Origin of the sequence: Zobellia russellii (assembly GCF_044597075.1) — a bacterium.
In the GTDB taxonomy this organism is placed as follows: Bacteria; Bacteroidota; Bacteroidia; order Flavobacteriales; family Flavobacteriaceae; genus Zobellia; species Zobellia russellii.
The window spans coordinates 228,709-245,304 of the sequence record NZ_CP139000.1 but is presented as its reverse complement, the minus strand read 5'-3'; the positions used below and the strand labels follow the sequence as shown (position 1 = coordinate 245,304).

General features: G+C 37.4%; 17 protein-coding genes. 7 read left to right on the top strand and 10 right to left on the bottom strand.

The features are described 5' to 3' along the window. Positions 1-17 precede the first annotated feature (17 nt). From SJY45_RS00975 to SJY45_RS00960, 4 genes are all read left to right on the top strand, one after another. Positions 18-653, top strand: a complete 636-nt coding sequence (locus SJY45_RS00975) for a hypothetical protein (protein ID WP_215914674.1) — start codon at positions 18-20, stop codon at positions 651-653. Between the two features lie 198 nt (positions 654-851). Then, on the top strand, positions 852-1,463 hold the full coding sequence (locus SJY45_RS00970) for a superoxide dismutase family protein (protein WP_400072957.1): 612 nt from the start codon (positions 852-854) through the stop codon (positions 1,461-1,463). Positions 1,464-1,540: 77 nt separating this feature from the next. After that, positions 1,541-2,089 (top strand): RNA polymerase sigma factor, encoded by a 549-nt coding sequence (locus tag SJY45_RS00965; RefSeq protein ID WP_400072956.1) that lies wholly within the window; start codon positions 1,541-1,543, stop codon positions 2,087-2,089. Further along, positions 2,080-2,883, top strand: a complete 804-nt coding sequence (locus SJY45_RS00960) for an anti-sigma factor (protein ID WP_289063524.1) — start codon at positions 2,080-2,082, stop codon at positions 2,881-2,883. The genes SJY45_RS00965 and SJY45_RS00960 overlap by 10 nt, the downstream gene beginning before the upstream one ends. An 88-nt stretch (positions 2,884-2,971) precedes the next feature. On the opposite strand, the gene SJY45_RS00955 is transcribed toward SJY45_RS00960, so the two are convergent. Next, a complete protein-coding gene (locus tag SJY45_RS00955) occupies positions 2,972-3,682 on the bottom strand; it encodes a TIGR04283 family arsenosugar biosynthesis glycosyltransferase (RefSeq protein ID WP_400072955.1) in 711 nt (236 codons plus the stop codon). 164 nt (positions 3,683-3,846) lie between these two features. On the opposite strand from SJY45_RS00955, the gene SJY45_RS00950 reads away from it, so the two are divergent. Then, positions 3,847-4,635 carry a DUF547 domain-containing protein gene (locus SJY45_RS00950; protein WP_400072954.1) on the top strand — a complete coding sequence of 263 codons (789 nt, stop codon included), beginning with the start codon at positions 3,847-3,849 and terminating at the stop codon, positions 4,633-4,635. A 9-nt stretch (positions 4,636-4,644) separates the two neighbouring features. On the opposite strand, the gene SJY45_RS00945 is transcribed toward SJY45_RS00950, so the two are convergent. Further along, complete coding sequence (locus tag SJY45_RS00945; RefSeq protein ID WP_400072953.1) at positions 4,645-5,745, bottom strand: BamA/TamA family outer membrane protein; 1,101 nt, start codon at positions 5,743-5,745, stop codon at positions 4,645-4,647. A 96-nt stretch (positions 5,746-5,841) separates the two neighbouring features. Here SJY45_RS00945 and SJY45_RS00940 point away from each other — a divergent pair, with 96 nt between their 5' ends. Then, positions 5,842-8,085, top strand: coding sequence for an RND family transporter (locus tag SJY45_RS00940; protein WP_400072952.1), 2,244 nt, complete (start codon positions 5,842-5,844; stop codon positions 8,083-8,085). A gap of 509 nt (positions 8,086-8,594) precedes the next feature. On the opposite strand, the gene SJY45_RS00935 is transcribed toward SJY45_RS00940, so the two are convergent. From SJY45_RS00935 to SJY45_RS00925, 3 genes are all read right to left on the bottom strand, one after another. Continuing rightward, entirely contained in the window at positions 8,595-9,878 is a 1,284-nt protein-coding gene (locus SJY45_RS00935; protein WP_400072951.1) for a tetratricopeptide repeat protein, read from the bottom strand. Positions 9,879-9,971: 93 nt separating this feature from the next. After that, complete coding sequence (locus SJY45_RS00930; RefSeq protein WP_246560448.1) at positions 9,972-10,781, bottom strand: DUF4331 family protein; 810 nt, start codon at positions 10,779-10,781, stop codon at positions 9,972-9,974. A gap of 24 nt (positions 10,782-10,805) precedes the next feature. Beyond that, positions 10,806-11,486, bottom strand: a complete 681-nt coding sequence (locus SJY45_RS00925) for a DUF4331 family protein (protein WP_400072950.1) — start codon at positions 11,484-11,486, stop codon at positions 10,806-10,808. Positions 11,487-11,777: 291 nt separating this feature from the next. On the opposite strand from SJY45_RS00925, the gene SJY45_RS00920 reads away from it, so the two are divergent. Continuing rightward, entirely contained in the window at positions 11,778-12,965 is a 1,188-nt protein-coding gene (locus SJY45_RS00920; RefSeq protein ID WP_400072949.1) for an LETM1-related biofilm-associated protein, read from the top strand. Between the two features lie 78 nt (positions 12,966-13,043). On the opposite strand, the gene SJY45_RS00915 is transcribed toward SJY45_RS00920, so the two are convergent. The 5 genes from SJY45_RS00915 to SJY45_RS00895 form a co-directional block, all read right to left on the bottom strand. After that, positions 13,044-13,799, bottom strand: coding sequence for a LytR/AlgR family response regulator transcription factor (locus SJY45_RS00915; protein WP_400072948.1), 756 nt, complete (start codon positions 13,797-13,799; stop codon positions 13,044-13,046). Between the two features lie 30 nt (positions 13,800-13,829). Beyond that, entirely contained in the window at positions 13,830-14,165 is a 336-nt protein-coding gene (locus tag SJY45_RS00910; protein ID WP_400072947.1) for a 2TM domain-containing protein, read from the bottom strand. A gap of 23 nt (positions 14,166-14,188) precedes the next feature. Continuing rightward, positions 14,189-14,482 (bottom strand): 2TM domain-containing protein, encoded by a 294-nt coding sequence (locus SJY45_RS00905; RefSeq protein ID WP_400072946.1) that lies wholly within the window; start codon positions 14,480-14,482, stop codon positions 14,189-14,191. Between the two features lie 146 nt (positions 14,483-14,628). Beyond that, on the bottom strand, positions 14,629-15,972 hold the full coding sequence (locus SJY45_RS00900; RefSeq protein ID WP_400072945.1) for a 2TM domain-containing protein: 1,344 nt from the start codon (positions 15,970-15,972) through the stop codon (positions 14,629-14,631). 124 nt (positions 15,973-16,096) lie between these two features. Beyond that, the gene (locus SJY45_RS00895) at positions 16,097-16,558 is read right to left on the bottom strand and encodes an Lrp/AsnC family transcriptional regulator (protein WP_215914851.1); all 462 of its coding nucleotides are present in this window, start codon (positions 16,556-16,558) and stop codon (positions 16,097-16,099) included. Positions 16,559-16,596 lie beyond the last annotated feature (38 nt).

Genomic DNA, 16,596 nt, shown 5'->3' with positions numbered 1-16,596 from the left:
AAAAATTCACAGTGAACATGAAAAAAATTAAATTGATAGTCCTTGGACTACTGTTAGTTGGCGCTTTTAGCTGTAAAGAAGCTAAAAAAGAACAAGAGCAAAGTACCGAAGCACAAGCTGCGACAGAAACTTATAGCCTGGTACAGGACTCTACTAAGGTTAGCTTTACGGCCTATAAGACCACTGAAAAATTACCGGTTGGCGGCAAGTTCACTAAAATAAATATTACAAAAGCAGGCGAAGGTGATTCTCCTATAGCTGCTTTGGATGGTACGGAATTTAGCATTCCCGTAAGCAGTTTGTTTACCAACGACGCTACAGGCACGCGTGACCCAAAAATTCTGGAATTCTTTTTTGGAGTAATGGAGAACACTGAACTTATTTCTGGTGTATTCAATGTTTCAGAAGATAACAATTATTTTATTGATGTTACACTTAACGGTAACACTGCAACTATTCCTTTGACTCATAAAGCCGTTTCGGATACCTCTCTAGTTTTTGACGGTGTTATGAATCTAGAAGAGTGGGATGCCCTAGATGCCGTTGCTTCCATCAACAAAGCCTGTGAAGCATTACATACGGGTAAGGATGGAGTTAGCAAAACATGGAGCGAAGTAGCCGTTCATGCAGAAGTATTGCTTCAAAAGAACTAAGAAATAAAAAGGAAGTACCTGAGTTTCCTTTAGTATCTCATAAAATTATCCTCTTACCAGTACTTATTTGGTAAGGGGATTTTTTATACCCTCTATTTTTTAACGCAATAAAAAAGAATCGTGCCGCATACGATTAGTAAGGTTGAAAGCACCCTAATTTCTTATTACATTTCAACTTAATCACAAAACATCAAGACAATGAAAAATATAAAACTAGGGGTTATAGCAATGCTTGCATTGACTATGATTAATTGCAAAGAGACCAAAAAGAATGCAGCAGACACATCTACAGATGGCATGAACAAAGGTGCAGAGCCAATGGAGAATAGTGCATCTGAAATGCAAACAGGGGACATGGACAATACACTAACCGTCATGATGACTTCTAAAAGCAATAGTAACATGAACGGTGAAATTACCTTTGTTCAAAATGGCGATGAAGTTGAAATGACAGCTAAATTTTCCGGTTTGGAAAAAGGTTCGCACGCCATACATTTACATGAAAACGCAGATTGTTCATCCGATGACGGTAAATCTGCTGGTGGTCATTGGAACCCTACTGACGAACCACATGGAAAATGGGGCGCGGACAAAGGATTCCATAAAGGTGACATAGGTAATTTTACAGCCGATGCAGACGGAAATGCTACCGTAGAGTTCTCTACCGATAAGTGGTGTATAGGTTGTGATGATAAAACTAAAAATATCATAGGGCGTTCGGTAATTGTACATAAAGGTCAAGACGATTTTACTTCTCAACCCAGTGGAGATGCAGGTTCTAGAATTGGTTGTGCCGGCATTACCAAATAATCGTATTAGTAGACTTTAACACCAAAAACCGCTGTTACCAGCGGTTTTTTCTATCTTTAACTCATTTACTATAAATTATGGATTTAGACACTTTGGTCGTTCGCTTCCAAAAAAAGGATATTCTGGCTTTTGAAAAGCTTTACGATATGTATTGGGAAAATATATGTGGCGTAATATACACTATTGTAAAGGATAGGGGCTTATCAGAGGAAATCTGTCAGGATGTTTTTGCCAAGGTTTGGAACAATTCGGACAGCTACAATGCTTCAAAAGGACGTTTTTTTACATGGATTTTGAATATTGCCCGAAATGCTGCCATCGATAAAGTGCGCTCAAAATCCTATAAAGACCAGAAAAAAAACCTATCGGCAGATTACTTCGTAGGTATTTTGAACAGAGCGGATAGTCCTGAAGAAGACAAAGAAGAGATAGACACTTCCGCGCTTAAAAAATTGGTTTTGAACCTTAAGGAAAAATGTCTGGAGATTATTGAAATGCTTTATTTTAAGGGTTACACCCAAACAGAAGCATCAAAAGAGCTGGATATTCCCTTAGGCACCGTAAAAACACGAAATAGAAGCTGTATTTCCCAATTACGGAAAAATGTTACATTAGAATGGAAGTAGACAAATATATAGCATCGGGAATTTTGGAACTTTACGTGGCGGGAGCGCTCACGGAAGAACAAAATATGGAGGTGTTTCAATATGCTCGTGAGTATACTGAAATACGAGAAGAGATATTGGCTATAGAAGCATCTATTTTGGAGTTGACCAAAACCGTTGCTCCAAAATTGGCCAAAAGAAAAGGTTTTGATGATGTTAAGGTACGTATTGGTGAAAGAAAAGACACTAAAGTAGTTCAGTTTCCTAAGGAAAAATCCAATTGGAGCAGTTATACAGGTTGGGCCGCTGCCATTTTATTGGGTGTTGGTGTGGCGTGGTTCTACAATGAAAATACACAACTTAAATCAGATATTAATATTGTTGAACAACAGAACCAAATTCTGGAGCAGCAAATTTTTGAGGCACGGGGATCATTGGCCAGTACCAATGAGTTGTTAACTAAACTTAGGGATAAAGACATTATCCTTACACCTTTGGGCGGTCAAGAAGTTTCTCCTACCTCCTATGCCAAGGCGTATTGGAACCAGAAGGAAGACAAAGTGTATATAGATGCGCAAGGTTTACCGGAACCTCCGGACGGTATGGTGTACCAAGTATGGTCTCTAAAACTAGACCCTTTAACGCCTACCAGCATGGGACTTCTAGAGGATTTCACCGAAGACGAAAACAAGATTTTTACTTTGGACAATCCAAACCAGACCGAAGCTTTTGGTATTACACTTGAGCCAGCAGGTGGTAGTGAATCACCTAATTTAGAGCAGCTCTATACATTAGGAGCAGTAGCATCTTCATAATAGATTATAACTCTGAGCTAAAAGAGCTTTGCCATTAACGGCAAAGCTCTTTTTATTCATAGGATTGTGCTATATACGCAAATAATTATCATGTCTTATGTTGATAGTCCCTATTAAGAAGTGAATTGTGGACAAATTTTAGCCTATTGGAAGGAAGCCCCATTCTAAAGAGAATTACAAGTAATAGATTTGTTAGGTTTACGCGCAGGTAGGAGTTACTTTCATATTTTCTAGCAGAAACAATTAAATCACTGTTTACGATGGTGTACGGAATATGATTTTTTTTCATTCGTTTAAAAAATTCAAAATCCTCCATCAAAATCTGCCGCTCATTAAATTTGCCGAGCAGATCAAAAGTAGAGCGTTCTATAAATAGGCATTGATCTCCTCCACCCGTAAAGATGCCATCCTTACCGGTAAATGAAGCGTTTATATTCAACAAAAAACTCTTTTTATCAAACTGGTACGAAAAAAATCCAGCCTCATATTTTCCTCTCAATGCATTTTCTATATCACATAAAAATGTTTTGGGGGGTCTTACATCTGCATGCAAAAACGCCAAAATAGTCCCCTTTGCCAAAGCAGCACCTGTATTCATTTGTACCGCCCTACCCCTGTCTTTACATCTAACAAATGAAATATGTGAAGAGACCTCCAAGTTCTCCGAGCCATCCATGCTATCACAAGAAAGCACCACAATAACCTCAAAAACAACCCCGTTAGAATTTAATTCAAGTGAAGGTAGTAGATGTGACAAATTCTGCCTTTCGTTGTGAGCAGGTATAACAATGGATATCATAGCGTTGTATAAGTTTTTTCAAGAGCTAATTTGTTAATCAATAAAATTGCTCTTACAAACCATATCTACGTAACTTTAAAAGAAAGGTTTCGCTATAATTAGCAACCAAACCTTTGTTTCCAATATTACGTAGGTAACAATAGTACAATTCTAAACAAGAACCCATGAACGATATCCAATATAAAAGTCCTGTTATTTTATTATTCTTTATTTTGCTCATTGCCCCCATTTATGGTCAAATGGACAATAGCAAAATTTTAGACCTGAATATACTCTCGGAAACCTTTTTAACTAGGGTACGTAATAACCAGGAGACTAATGACATACAAACCCAACTTTACAATACCACTTTAGAAAATCTGGAAGAAGGTCTAAACACGGATGAAAAAAAAATAGCCTTTTGGGTCAATATTTACAATGCCTATATTCAAGTTATTCTATCCAACTACCCGGAAAAATATGAGGACCGAAGAACTTTTTTCAGTTCAGAACAAATACCCATAGCGGGCCGGCTGGTTTCTTTTGAGAAAATAGAGCACGGTATTATTAGAAAATCGCAGTGGAACTTGGGACTGGGCCTTATACGTAAATGGTTCCCGAATAAATTTGAACGGAAACTAAGGGTAGACCAAAGGGACTACAGAGTTCATTTTGCACTAAATTGTGGAGCAAAAGACTGTCCGCCAGTTGCGATATACAATCCGGACAAGCTAAACGAACAGCTCAACCAAAGTACCGCCGCACATTTAACAAAGACCTCTTCTTATAACCAAAAAACCGGAGAAGTAGCTATGACCTCCCTATTCAGTTGGTTTAGGGGAGATTTTGGTTGTAAAAGTGGGGTGAAGGATATTTTAAAGGAATTTAATATTATTCCAACTACAAAAAATATTGATTTAAAGTATAAAGATTATGATTGGACCTTGGATTTAGATAATTGGACCAACCTTTAAACCCCGTTCCTAGAATGCTTCTTTTATCGTAAAATAGAAATTACCTCCTTCGCTAGACATACCATAATCTGCGCGTATACGCACACCATCTCTCTTATTGATAATGTACCGAAGCCCTACTCCTGCCGCATTTTTATAGGCCGATGAAAATAGATTGTCAAACGAGGGCGCTACCGTTCCAGTAGAACCAAAGACCGCTCCACCAAATCTTCCGGCAATTGGAAATCTATATTCCAAAGCCATACTCAATTCCGAATTATCCTGAAATCTTCTGTTGTTGATACCTCGGGTACGCGGGGATCCCAAATAAAACAAATCGTAAAAAGGAGTGCTCTTACTACTTCCCCCTAAAAAAACATTGGCAGCAACTACCTGTTTTTTTCCCACCTTCTGATAAAAGCGATTATCCAATTGAAATTTGGAATACTTAAAGCTAGAACCCAAAATTTTACTAGAAGTATAAATGCTTCCCTGAATATAAAATCCTTTGGTTGGAAAAAAGATGTTATCCCGTGTATCGTAAAACGCCTGTATACCAATGTTTGATATTGTACCGTCTTTCTTTCCTGGAACGTCCGAGGCTTCTAAAATTCCATCCTCTTTAATTTTCAGACTACTAAAGCTATCAAACTCATAACCCAATCCTATAGAAAAACTGGGAAGTACCTCACGCATCAAAGCCAAGCGAGCCCTAGGAAAAGTAACCTCGTAGACTTCTTCGTCCTCCTCCTTACTATCAATTCCAACTCCATAAAAATTATAGAAGTACTTATAAAAACCCAATTCACCCAAAAAACGCCATTTCTCATTATCCTTATAAAACTCAAAAGGCATATATAGTAAAAATTGACTCTTGGTAGTATAGCTTAAGCCCAACTGTATGGATGAAGGCCTCGTTTCTCTCTGTTCGTTTCTGAGCCAAAAATTGGCAATACCTATTCCTCCAAACCCAAAAGCGGTTTCCGGTGTATAAAATGCTACGGGAAAAGCAGAAATTTTTAAATTCTTGACAATGGAGTCTTGACTACTTTGTTGCTGCTTTTGAGCGATTACAAAATTAACGCTTAAGCAAAGCAACAAGGCGGGTAATATTCTCTGTATGTTGGTCATTCTTTGTTTTAAGATACCTTATGTTTTAGTAAAGTAATTGATTATCGTCTTTGAATGGGGTAATTTAGCGCTATAATTGTTCAGCAGATATTCCATATGCATAAATTACTTGCTTTAAAGAAAACCGTACTCCTTGCCTTTGGTGTTTTGAGTGTTTTAGCGGCAATGTCTCTTAATGATTTAAAGTTCTCTTTTGATTTTAGTCAGTTTTTCCCACAAGGAGACCCGGACCTTGTTTTTTATAATGAATTTATTGAGGAATTTGGTACCGATGATAATTTTCTACTAGTTGCCGTAGAAAATAATTCCGGTGTTTTTGAAGAAGAGTTTTTAGAACGTTTTCATGAACTATCAAAAGAAGCCCGAAAGCTGCCATACGTAACCGAATCCCAATCTCTAACAACTCTTTTTTATCCCTTAAAAACCTCATTTGGTTATACCAAATTACCCATTATCCATTTAGATGACCCTTCTCAATATAAAACGGATCTAGAAAAAATACAGGAAGACAACCTATATGTTAATGCGCTAATAGATGAAAATGCCACGTCTTTGGTACTGGCATTGGAAACGGAGAACAAACTTGACTACGAGCAAAGCATTGTTCTTTTGACCGAAGTTAGAGCACTGTTGGCTAAATATGAGTTACCCGACCATCACCTTTTGGGCCGCGCCTATTTTTATGAGGCGTTGGTGGCCATGCAAAAACAAGAGGTGATAAAAACAAGTATCGCCTCCATTCTCTTGATATTCATTGTTTTACTGTTGATTTACCGCAAAGTCATCATTGTTTTCATAGCCTTGTTTTCTATAACCATAGCGCTCTTGATCTTTATGGGGCTATTGTCCGTATTAGGAAAGGAGCTTAATGCAATGGCCGCTTTCTACCCTATTTTAATGCTCATAGTGGGCACTTCTGATGTAATCCATATCGTAGATGATTATCTAAACAAACTTAAGGCAGGGCTTTCCAAAGAGAACGCGTTATTATCTGCACTAAAAGAAGTAGGTACCTCAACGCTTTTAACCTCTGCCACTACCGCAATAGGGTTCGCATCATTACTAACGTCAAAATCCAGTAGTATTAGTGATTTTGGTACAAATGCTGCTTTGGGAGTCTTAACAGCTTTTGTTACAGTAATTTTTCTAACTAGTGCTCTTATATTACTACCAAAAAAAGAGCTATTATTACCTAAGGAGACAACATCTAACCTATGGCCTGGGCTACTGGGCAAGGTGAATGATTTCACCAAGAAAAGACACCGACCTATACTTTACGGAAGTTTTATATTTACACTAGTCTGTGCATTTGGAGTTACCAAAATAGATACCAACTATCAAATTAAAGAAAGCTTACCGACCAATAGCCCTATTGCCACAGATTTTCAATTCTTTCAAGACCACTATTCCGGTTTTAGGCCATTAGAAGTGGCTATCATGACCCAAGGTAGCAGTAAAATATCCGATTTTGATGTAATCCAACAAATTGAGATGGCAGAGCAACAACTGACGCAAGAGGCACCTATAAAAAACATACAATCCGTTACAACATTTTACAAAGCCCTTAACAAAGCTCACAACCTAAATAAAAGGGAATATTTTACACTGCCCAAAGACCATAAGACTTTTGATATCTATAAAAGAGACATCAAAAAAATGGGCCGTAAACAGTACAATAAATATGTAAACGGAAACGAGACCAAAGCCAGAATAAAGGCGAGAGTGCTAGATGTTGGCACAGATACTCTAAATCTACTATATAAAAGATTCGACAATTTTATCGCAAGTCAAACTGACTCCTCCAAAGTAAAATTTAAACTTACGGGAAGTGGGGTGCTCTTGGATAAAAACTCTTATTACATTCAAGATAGCCTCATATCCGGGCTTTTAGCAGGTTTACTGATTGTAGCTCTTATTATGACCCTTCTTTTCAGAAACTACAAACTGCTACTAATTTCATTACTGCCCAACCTAGTTCCCCTTTTGTTTGCAGGGGCTTTGTTAGGATATTTCGGTATTCCCTTGGAATCTACAATTTCCGTTGTTTTTGCTATTGTTTTTGGAATTGCCGTAGATGACACCATTCACTTTTTAGGAAGGTACAAGTTATGTAGAGATAGAGGGTTGGACAAAGAAGAAGCCCTAAACATAACTTTTTCGGAAACCGGTAGAGCGTTAATAATAACTACGCTTACCTTGTTCTTTGGCTTTTCAATCTTACTATTCTCGGCGCATGCCCCAAGCGTTACTATTGGTTTATTGGTAAGTGTAACCTTATTAACCGCACTGGTGCTGGATTTACTGCTATTGCCCGTTCTAATTAGATCTTGGTTGAAATAAGGACGGAAATGAGCAAAAACACAGCTTAAACAGAAAATACGCGTATAGTATCAACTTATGTTGTGAGTTCCAACAAAATGTAACTCTCCCATCAATTCTGTATTATCGTAGAAAACGATAACGGTTATTTTTCAGTTTTAAGGGATTTTCTAAGGGCTCGTCGAGCTATTACGACGCGGTATAATAAAATAGACATAAATGAAAGCCAAGCGAAGAAAAGAATGTATTCCATAACACTACTAATTTTGGGGACTATTTAGGTTAAATCGTTCTTATTCAAGGTATAGTATAATACCATAGAATAGCATATGTGTAATTTGGAAGGTAAACATAATAATTAGTTTTGAAATTTCCTACACTAAAGTTAAAAAAAACACAATTAATTTGTTTTTTTCATTAAAAAAGGTGCCAAAACTACTGTTTTGACACCTTAAACAACAACTCTAATCTAAAAACCTCTGTGAAAATCAAACAGTTGCGAAGTAAAACCTCAACAAGCCATTTATCTTTTACAAATTCATAATACTTTTTTCTGACGAAGGTCCTAATTCATAAACTGCACCAACCAATTCTGCTTTTATTTCTTCGGCCTTTTCTACCTGTCCGGTCGCCTTATAAATTTCAGCCGCATAAAGTAGTATACCGGGTTCAAAAGTTTTGCCTTCAATATACTCTTGAACAATTTCCAAGGCTTTCTCTTTATCTCCCTTTTTGAAATGACTATACGCTAACAAACTATAGGCTTCAGGAGTAGGCCTATTACCCACTTCCTCTCTTGAGAGCTGCAATGCTTTATCAAACTGGTCCGTACGATCTAAATAAAGTGAAACGTTATAGGCATTGTACATATCTCCATATGCCGGGTTTTTCACCATTTCAAAATATGCATCAAAATTGGATAGACTTTTTAAATCATCTCCCATAAAATCTGCAATCTCGGCCTTCAACAAATAATAATCCGGCGCTTTGTAAGTTTTTGTAACAGAATCAAGAATACGCATGGCTTCCTCTGCTTTTTTTTCGTGCGAGAACACGATCCATGCTATTCCCTTCTTGGCATATGCGTTACCAGGATCTAACTCCAATGCTTTTAAGTAGTGCTTGTATGAGTCTTCAATTCTTCCGGCATGACCGTAATAGTCTGCCAAATTGGTGTAAGCCCATAGCCTTAACTCTTTATTTTTTGAATCATCGGCCTTTTGTTTTGCCTTTTCCATAAACCGTATGGTAGTATCCAAGTCGCCTTTGTAATCATTCCATTTTGCCAATCGAATGAGATATCCAAAATCGTTCATGTTCTTTAAACTATCCAAGTAACTTTCAGCTTTACTGTAGTTACCCAGTTCCATATTCACATCAAACAAAAGCCCTAAAGTTTGGTCTACTCCACTGTTTACCGTTCGTGCTGAATCTGCAAGTTGCGCGGCCTCTCTAAAACGGTGCTGCGATACATAATTTCTGGCCAAAGCCCTATAATAACCGGCCTTTCCTATAGCGGCTATATCTACCGCTTTTTTCAGAACCTGCTCGGCCTTTTTTAAGTACTGTATGTCTCCTGTATTTTGAAAATACCGGTTATACTCCCCTCCTACTATACCAAAGCTCATAAGTTGCGAGCTATCCGGTTTTATCTTTGAATTCCAAAGTTCAAAATACTTTGAAGTTGTGTTGGCCGGTTGAGAGGTCAAATATTTGTTATAATCTTCCTTATGTGTCAACAGGTCTTCTCCCTCGGTTTTACATGAGGAAAGAAAAAGCAACACAATGCATAGGGAAAGGGTAATGTATTTCATCTTCAAGTTTTTAAGGTTCGGAAATTATTGTTTAAAAAAAGGGAGGACGGGATTACCATCCTCCCCACTCCTTCTTTTTCATAGACTTGCGCCTTATTCAGGAGCTCCCAAATACGGGAATGTATCTGTAGGTTGTGCAGTAAAAGCAACACCATCCGAAACTAATCTTGGAAAAGTACCTACACCTTCTACTTCTTGTCCGTTAAAACGTGCTCCATCACCTCCACCAAATAGTAGAATTAGAGAAACATCAATAACATCATCTTGTAACGTTCTACCCGTTAAACCAATAGCTCCTTCATAATTTGGAGCACCCGTACCCGGGTTAAAATAGGTAGTTGGCAAATCTGGAGCAACTTCCAGAACATCGTTCGCTAGAATTGTGGTTAAAAGTTCCGCACTCACAGGATTGTCAGTAAAACCATCCTTATCAGGACCATTCAAAATATCTCCTAAAATATTAGGCTGATAATTAACGTCCTCCGGGTTAAGACCTAACAACTCTGCATACACATCATGCAAACCTTCTAATCTATTTTCAAAATCTTTTTGATAAAACTCAGCTATAGTAGACGGTACAGCCTGGTTGTAAGGATCTTTAAAATCAGGAATACTCAATACTGTATTGATTCCTGGTCTACCCATAAAATCTACTTGAGCGTAGGTTCCTGAAAAATCCGGAGGTGTAACCATCATTCCGTCACCACCATCTCCATCACCGCCACCATCTTCGCACGGCTGACAAGAAGTACCACCACAATCTACACCGGTTTCGGTACCGTTCATAACACCATCCGTACAGCTGGTCTCTACCATTTCTAAAGCGTCATCATCATCGCAAGCAACAAACATGGTAGCTGCACAAAGCGAGAGAAACATATATTTTAAAGTATGTAATTTCATTTTTATTGATTTTAAGATTAGTTATTATTGTTTTCTATTGGTAGTTACCCAAGTTTTGTACACTTTTAAGCCTAATGCGTTAGTTGCCGTAGTTTCTCCTAGAATGCTATTAGGAATCTCCAACACCAAAGCCATTGTATTGGCTCCATCAAAAGTATCTACAGCCTCGCCCTCTGGTAAAAAACCTTCTGGTGCAGTACCGCCAATTACTTTATTGAATTGTCCAAAATCAAAAAAGAAAGCATCTTGTCTTGGTCCGGCAAAAAGAGAAACACCGTCTTCTGTAGTAGTCGTTAATGCACTTTCTCCAGATATAGCAACTTGCCCTAATGGAGTGCCAACCATAACACCACTGGTTTTTCCGGTTTCAGCAGGAACAACAGGACCAAAGAAATACATGGTATCTTTTCTAGGGATGGCCTGAATAACCAAATCCTCTATTAAGTCATTATTTGTATCTATATTGATTTCCGTTAATACATCTTCATCAAATGTTCCATATGCCAAATCAGGAAGTACGTTGGTCTGTAGATCTATAATAAATACCGTATTCTCTGGATTAGAAGGCGATTCAAATCCGTAGAAATCCGCAATATCCGCAGTATTGCCCGTTGTTCCTGGCGCATCAATATGATCCGCAGCCACTAGAACCGCACCAACAACGGCGAGGATTCCCATGCCAAATAAAAATTTTGTCTTTTTCATTTTTAAGTTTTTAATGATTATTAATTCACCCCTACTTACGGGACTTTAATAGCAGGGTTTGGTTTTAAATGTTAATAAAATGTTAAATGAAATACAGCGGAAACATTTCCCTTAGAAGCCCTATTACTTTTTATACATAATTGAATCCTCTCATTATTAGTAATTTGACAATACCCAACCCCATATACACCTACGTTTTTAAAAATGGGCTATCTAAACATATTCTATTCCCAACGAGGATTGTTTTTATTCATTTTAGCGTAATTTGGCACTCTAAAAACCAATAAAACTATGAACCCTTCGGCTTCAGGTTGGATCAATAAATTCGGTTCGCTTGTAGAAAAAGAGCGAGACCGCTACTCTAGTTTTGATACACTCTACCGTGACTTAAGAAGCACCGGTTTCGTTTACGGTATCAACATGGGTATTCCACAATTCATTGTTGCCGAACATAAACTTTCCGAAGATGAGTGTGCAAAAATCAACCTTCTAAACGCACTCTACGGTACCTACACCCTGGAGACCAGCAAAACGGACTTCAAGGCTTTTCTAGAAGAAATTTTTCGGTTTTATAAAGAATTAGAGATTGGTCATATTTCTCTTCTTAGCAAAATACTTACCGGCTCACAAACGGCTGCGCAGTTAGAAAAACTAATAGATTCTAGAGTTTCTCTTGGAGATAACTTAATTAGCAAGACATTCAACAGCATTATTACCAATTCATTATTATTTATAGATGTCCTTCTATTCAAGCGGTACTTATGCAATTCTATAAACATAAGAGAGCAGGCACAATTGGTAGAGTACCTTACCATAAACATTACCTATCACGCCCTAAGCTCCAAAGAAAAGAACAAGAGCGATGAGCGTTTGGCACAACTATTTGCGTCCTCATTGACCTTTATTGAAATTGATTCCCAAAATTTTGACGGTTCATACCGTGAAAAACTACTTGAGAACCGTTCCGAAATTGAAAACCGATATTTTTTAGATGTAGCCTGTTTAGCGGTATGGGAAGACAAGTCTTTAGAATACCAAGAATCAGAGTTTATATTTGGTCTTGGCAAGGACTTGAAATTAGCAGAAAAGGATATTCTTAATTCCCTTGAGGAAATTAAAATTTTCTTTATAAAAAATTCTAAAACTATACCCTTTTTAAAAGACACCAATCTAGCGATTCAGTTTTATGATAACATGTCCAAAATGGTAAATAAACTGATTTTAAGAAATAGCAAGCGCTTACAAAAAGAACTATCCGAAAGCAAAGAATTGGTCTACCTCATTTCAAAATCTACCTTAAAAGATCTTACCCCGGAAGAAAAGAAAAAGGTACAAAATCAACTGATCGATATTTTTAAAAGCATACCTTCCTTAGCTATTTTTATACTTCCGGGAGGTGCCGTGCTCTTGCCCATTTTTATAAAACTAATTCCAAAGTTACTTCCTTCATCTTTTGATGAAAATCGTGTAGAAAAATAGATTTTTTGCTAAAATAAGCACTATAAGAAAAATCTATACACACCATTAATTAACTTTAAATAAAACTATTAAATCACTTTACTCCAACCATAACTTAAAGTCTTTGACGCGCTCTCTACTTACAATGATTTCTTGCTCATTAAAGTGATTTAACTTGATTTGAAGCCGAGAATTAGTGTAAGAAACAATGTCTTTTATATGATTTATATTGATGTAAAATTTACGACTCACCCGAAAGAAAGTTTGAGGTTCCAATTCATTTTCCAGATTTTCCAAGGTGGTGTCCAAAAGGTAATTTCTACCATCCGAAGTTGCCGCATAAGTTCCTTTGTTTTCACTATAAAAACTTTCAACTTCATCTGCATTGATTATTTTTAAGTGCTGCCCCACCCTTGCCGTGAATCGTTTTTTATATTCCCGCTCCAACGGGTTTACCAAGAGGTTTTTTATATCGTCAAAGTTGAGCGTCATAGGTTTGGTTTCAGGCCTTAAGGACCTATATTTTTCAACAGCCGCCTCCAGCTCCTCATCATCTATGGGTTTCAACAAATAATCAATGCTATTCAACTTAAAAGCCTGTAGCGCATATTCATCATAGGCCGTTGTAAATATTATAGCACTTTTCACCTCTACAACGTCAAAAATCTCAAACGAAAGTCCGTCCGACAGCTGAATATCCAAGAATATAAGATCAGGATGCGTATTACTTTGAAACCACTCAACAGCCTCTTCAACAGAGTGAAGCATTTGCGACACCTCTACACCTAAATTCAACAACAAACGTGATAACCGCCTTGCCGCAGGCTTTTCATCTTCTATAATTATGGTCTTCATACTGGGTTGGATTGGTTCAAATCTAGTTACCTAAAAGTACTTCTTCATTTCGTTTTTATCGGCCTCCATATATTTCTGAATTTGGCGCTCCTCCCATTTTTTACCAAAGAAAGGATTATACGAGAACACCTTAAAACCATGAAACAAAACCCCTATTCCCCAAAAGAAGAATGTAGAAAACGTTCCGAAATTAAAGAACGCCTCTGTAAAACTCTCGCCATTGTTCATGTTACCGATTACAGCTCCGGTCATAACCATGATATTCACCAAAACAAACACAGTTAAATGAATATAAAACCCTTTTAATCGCTCCACCTGTTTCTTTGCCCTAGCCTGTTTACTCCTTCTATCTAATGATTGATGCATTTTAATTTGTTTTAACATTATACTTACTGCCATTTAGTTCTCTGCTCATCCTCCTGCATAAACTGCTTTATTTTGCGCTCTTCCCAATCACGCCCAAACAACGAATTATTTCCGAACGTTTTTATCGCACCCACAACAACACCTATTCCCCAACCAAATGCAGCCCAAAGAAACCAAGGGTAAGCAAAGCCGTTCGTCAAATAATTTACGACCGCCAAAAAGCTTATGGCCACTACATAGGAAATTAACCCTGTATAAAATTTCGTCTCTGCCTCAACCCTTTCTTTTGCTCTAATGTATTTACTTTCCCTATCCATAATTTAAGTGTTTTATCGGTTATTGTTTACTGGGTCAAAATTCGTCCAAAATGCTCCATTTTTAAAATATTACTTCCTGAACTGTAATTTTTTAAGACCGAATTGCAAACTATTCGTTTAAGTTATAAATCACCACTACAGCCGAACTAAAAGTTTTCATCATCCATATACTCCCGCATCTTTTTTTCCTCCCAGCGTTTTCCCCACAGCGGATTGGTACCAAAAGCTTCCATAGCGTGCATAGCCACTCCAAAACCCCATCCCATTACAGGAAAAATAACCCACGGAAAACTGGTCGTCCTATAATTCAAAAAAGCCAAGAAGGGGATTACAATACAATACGCCAATAAATTACCGTAAAACCCTTTAATAGCCTCCACACGCTCTTTTGCCTTCTCATAGCGTTTATCCTGAATATACTCTTGTTGCACCTCCATAGTTGAAATTTGTTTTAAAAGTATAGGCAACTTGACACTGAACTCGGTTGCCGTTTTATCTATATGAACTTTCCTGTCCGTTAAAAGGGCATAGCGCTCACGTATATTATACAAGCCCACACCACTGCTCTTCTTTACCACCTGTTTCTCCTGCAAGTTATTAATTACAATCAGTTCTCCTTCTTGCTCAAACACCTGTAAACGTAGTGGCTTGCTAGAGGTTACCACATTATGTTTTACCGCATTTTCAATCAATAACTGAAGTGACAATGGCACTATCTTGGATTCCGGGTTCAAGGCTGCTTCTGGGATATCAAAAACAATACTGTCCTCAAATCGCATTTTCAAGAGTTGCACGTACGTTCTGGCAAATTTAAGCTCCTCATCAACCAAAACCAGGTCTTTACTTTTTTGTTCAAGTACATACCTATAAACCTTTGATAAAGAAGAAGTAAACTTTTGTGCTTGATACGGGTCTTCCTCTATAAGACTAGACAACACATTTAAACTGTTGAACAAAAAATGAGGATCTAATTGATTCTTTAATGCATCAAATTTTGCCGATGCCGTATTGGCTATTATTTTTTGCTCCTTTACCTTATTTTCTTGCCTATACCTGTAATAATAGATAGCGTAAAAAACCATAGCTATTATCAGGGAAATTGCAGTAGAACGCAGGTAATTATCCGTTGAATGATATCCCAAAGCCTCTTGAACGGACTTACCATAGAGAGAAACCATTGCAATAAAAGTGGCTACAAAAACACCAAAACAGGATATAACCGCATTTCCCAAGACCGCGAACACCATTCGCTTTATGGTATATATATTTCTTTCATATTTCCTCAAAAGAAAATAGAACCAATACATATTTACAATATACAACACCACCGAAAATATGATGTTCACCATATACTCCCGCCAGACATCTTCGAAAATCAATTCAAATCTTTGCTCATTGGTAAAATACCAATATGCATTAAACCCAAAAAACACTATGTTCCCGATAACAAAACCCCAAAAGAGCTCCTTTAAAATCCTACTGCCACCCATTTTTCTTGTTTTCTAAAAAACATCCATGCCAATTAGCGATGTAAAGATGCCCAACCATAGCCCATTTTAAAAATGAATATGACCCAACTGTAGATAAACCGCCCCAAACTGCAGTCCGCATCTACTAAAACGGAACACCATACCCTTGTTTTATAGTCCCAATTACAAAAGTGCTATGCGCACTCCCTATATTATTTACAGCCCCCAAGGTGTTGATTACAAAGTCCTGATAATGCTTCATATCACGCACCAACACTTTCAGCCTAAAATCATAATCGCCGGAAATATTATAACATTCCGTTACTTCCTTTACTGCGCAAATATCCTCAACAAATTGATTTCCAATATCCTTTGTATGTTGTTTTAAGGTGATATCACAAAAAACAATCAGCTCTAGCCCCATTTTTCCTGCATCCAACAAAGCGGAATACCCTTTAATATACCCCTCTTTTTCCAATTTTCGCACTCGCTCATAAACCGGGGTTGGAGATAGATTAACATTAGCTGCCAGCTCTTTTGTAGTAATATTCGAGTTTTTTTGAAGCTGTTTTAATAATTTCAAATCGGTCAAATCCAAATTTTCCATAGATAAATCGTCTTTAAAACATCCTTTATAGAACATTT

What these genes read in the sequence shown, in the direction of transcription:
- SJY45_RS00975 (WP_215914674.1), top strand. Translation starts at nt 18, where the DNA reads ATGAAAAAAATTAAATTGATAGTCCTTGGACTACTGTTAGTTGGCGCT.
- SJY45_RS00970 (WP_400072957.1), top strand. Translation starts at nt 852, where the DNA reads ATGAAAAATATAAAACTAGGGGTTATAGCAATGCTTGCATTGACTATG.
- SJY45_RS00965 (WP_400072956.1), top strand. Translation starts at nt 1,541, where the DNA reads ATGGATTTAGACACTTTGGTCGTTCGCTTCCAAAAAAAGGATATTCTG.
- SJY45_RS00960 (WP_289063524.1), top strand. Translation starts at nt 2,080, where the DNA reads ATGGAAGTAGACAAATATATAGCATCGGGAATTTTGGAACTTTACGTG.
- SJY45_RS00955 (WP_400072955.1), bottom strand. Translation starts at nt 3,682, where the DNA reads ATGATATCCATTGTTATACCTGCTCACAACGAAAGGCAGAATTTGTCA.
- SJY45_RS00950 (WP_400072954.1), top strand. Translation starts at nt 3,847, where the DNA reads ATGAACGATATCCAATATAAAAGTCCTGTTATTTTATTATTCTTTATT.
- SJY45_RS00945 (WP_400072953.1), bottom strand. Translation starts at nt 5,745, where the DNA reads ATGACCAACATACAGAGAATATTACCCGCCTTGTTGCTTTGCTTAAGC.
- SJY45_RS00940 (WP_400072952.1), top strand. Translation starts at nt 5,842, where the DNA reads ATGCATAAATTACTTGCTTTAAAGAAAACCGTACTCCTTGCCTTTGGT.
- SJY45_RS00935 (WP_400072951.1), bottom strand. Translation starts at nt 9,878, where the DNA reads ATGAAATACATTACCCTTTCCCTATGCATTGTGTTGCTTTTTCTTTCC.
- SJY45_RS00930 (WP_246560448.1), bottom strand. Translation starts at nt 10,781, where the DNA reads ATGAAATTACATACTTTAAAATATATGTTTCTCTCGCTTTGTGCAGCT.
- SJY45_RS00925 (WP_400072950.1), bottom strand. Translation starts at nt 11,486, where the DNA reads ATGAAAAAGACAAAATTTTTATTTGGCATGGGAATCCTCGCCGTTGTT.
- SJY45_RS00920 (WP_400072949.1), top strand. Translation starts at nt 11,778, where the DNA reads ATGAACCCTTCGGCTTCAGGTTGGATCAATAAATTCGGTTCGCTTGTA.
- SJY45_RS00915 (WP_400072948.1), bottom strand. Translation starts at nt 13,799, where the DNA reads ATGAAGACCATAATTATAGAAGATGAAAAGCCTGCGGCAAGGCGGTTA.
- SJY45_RS00910 (WP_400072947.1), bottom strand. Translation starts at nt 14,165, where the DNA reads ATGCATCAATCATTAGATAGAAGGAGTAAACAGGCTAGGGCAAAGAAA.
- SJY45_RS00905 (WP_400072946.1), bottom strand. Translation starts at nt 14,482, where the DNA reads ATGGATAGGGAAAGTAAATACATTAGAGCAAAAGAAAGGGTTGAGGCA.
- SJY45_RS00900 (WP_400072945.1), bottom strand. Translation starts at nt 15,972, where the DNA reads ATGGGTGGCAGTAGGATTTTAAAGGAGCTCTTTTGGGGTTTTGTTATC.
- SJY45_RS00895 (WP_215914851.1), bottom strand. Translation starts at nt 16,558, where the DNA reads ATGGAAAATTTGGATTTGACCGATTTGAAATTATTAAAACAGCTTCAA.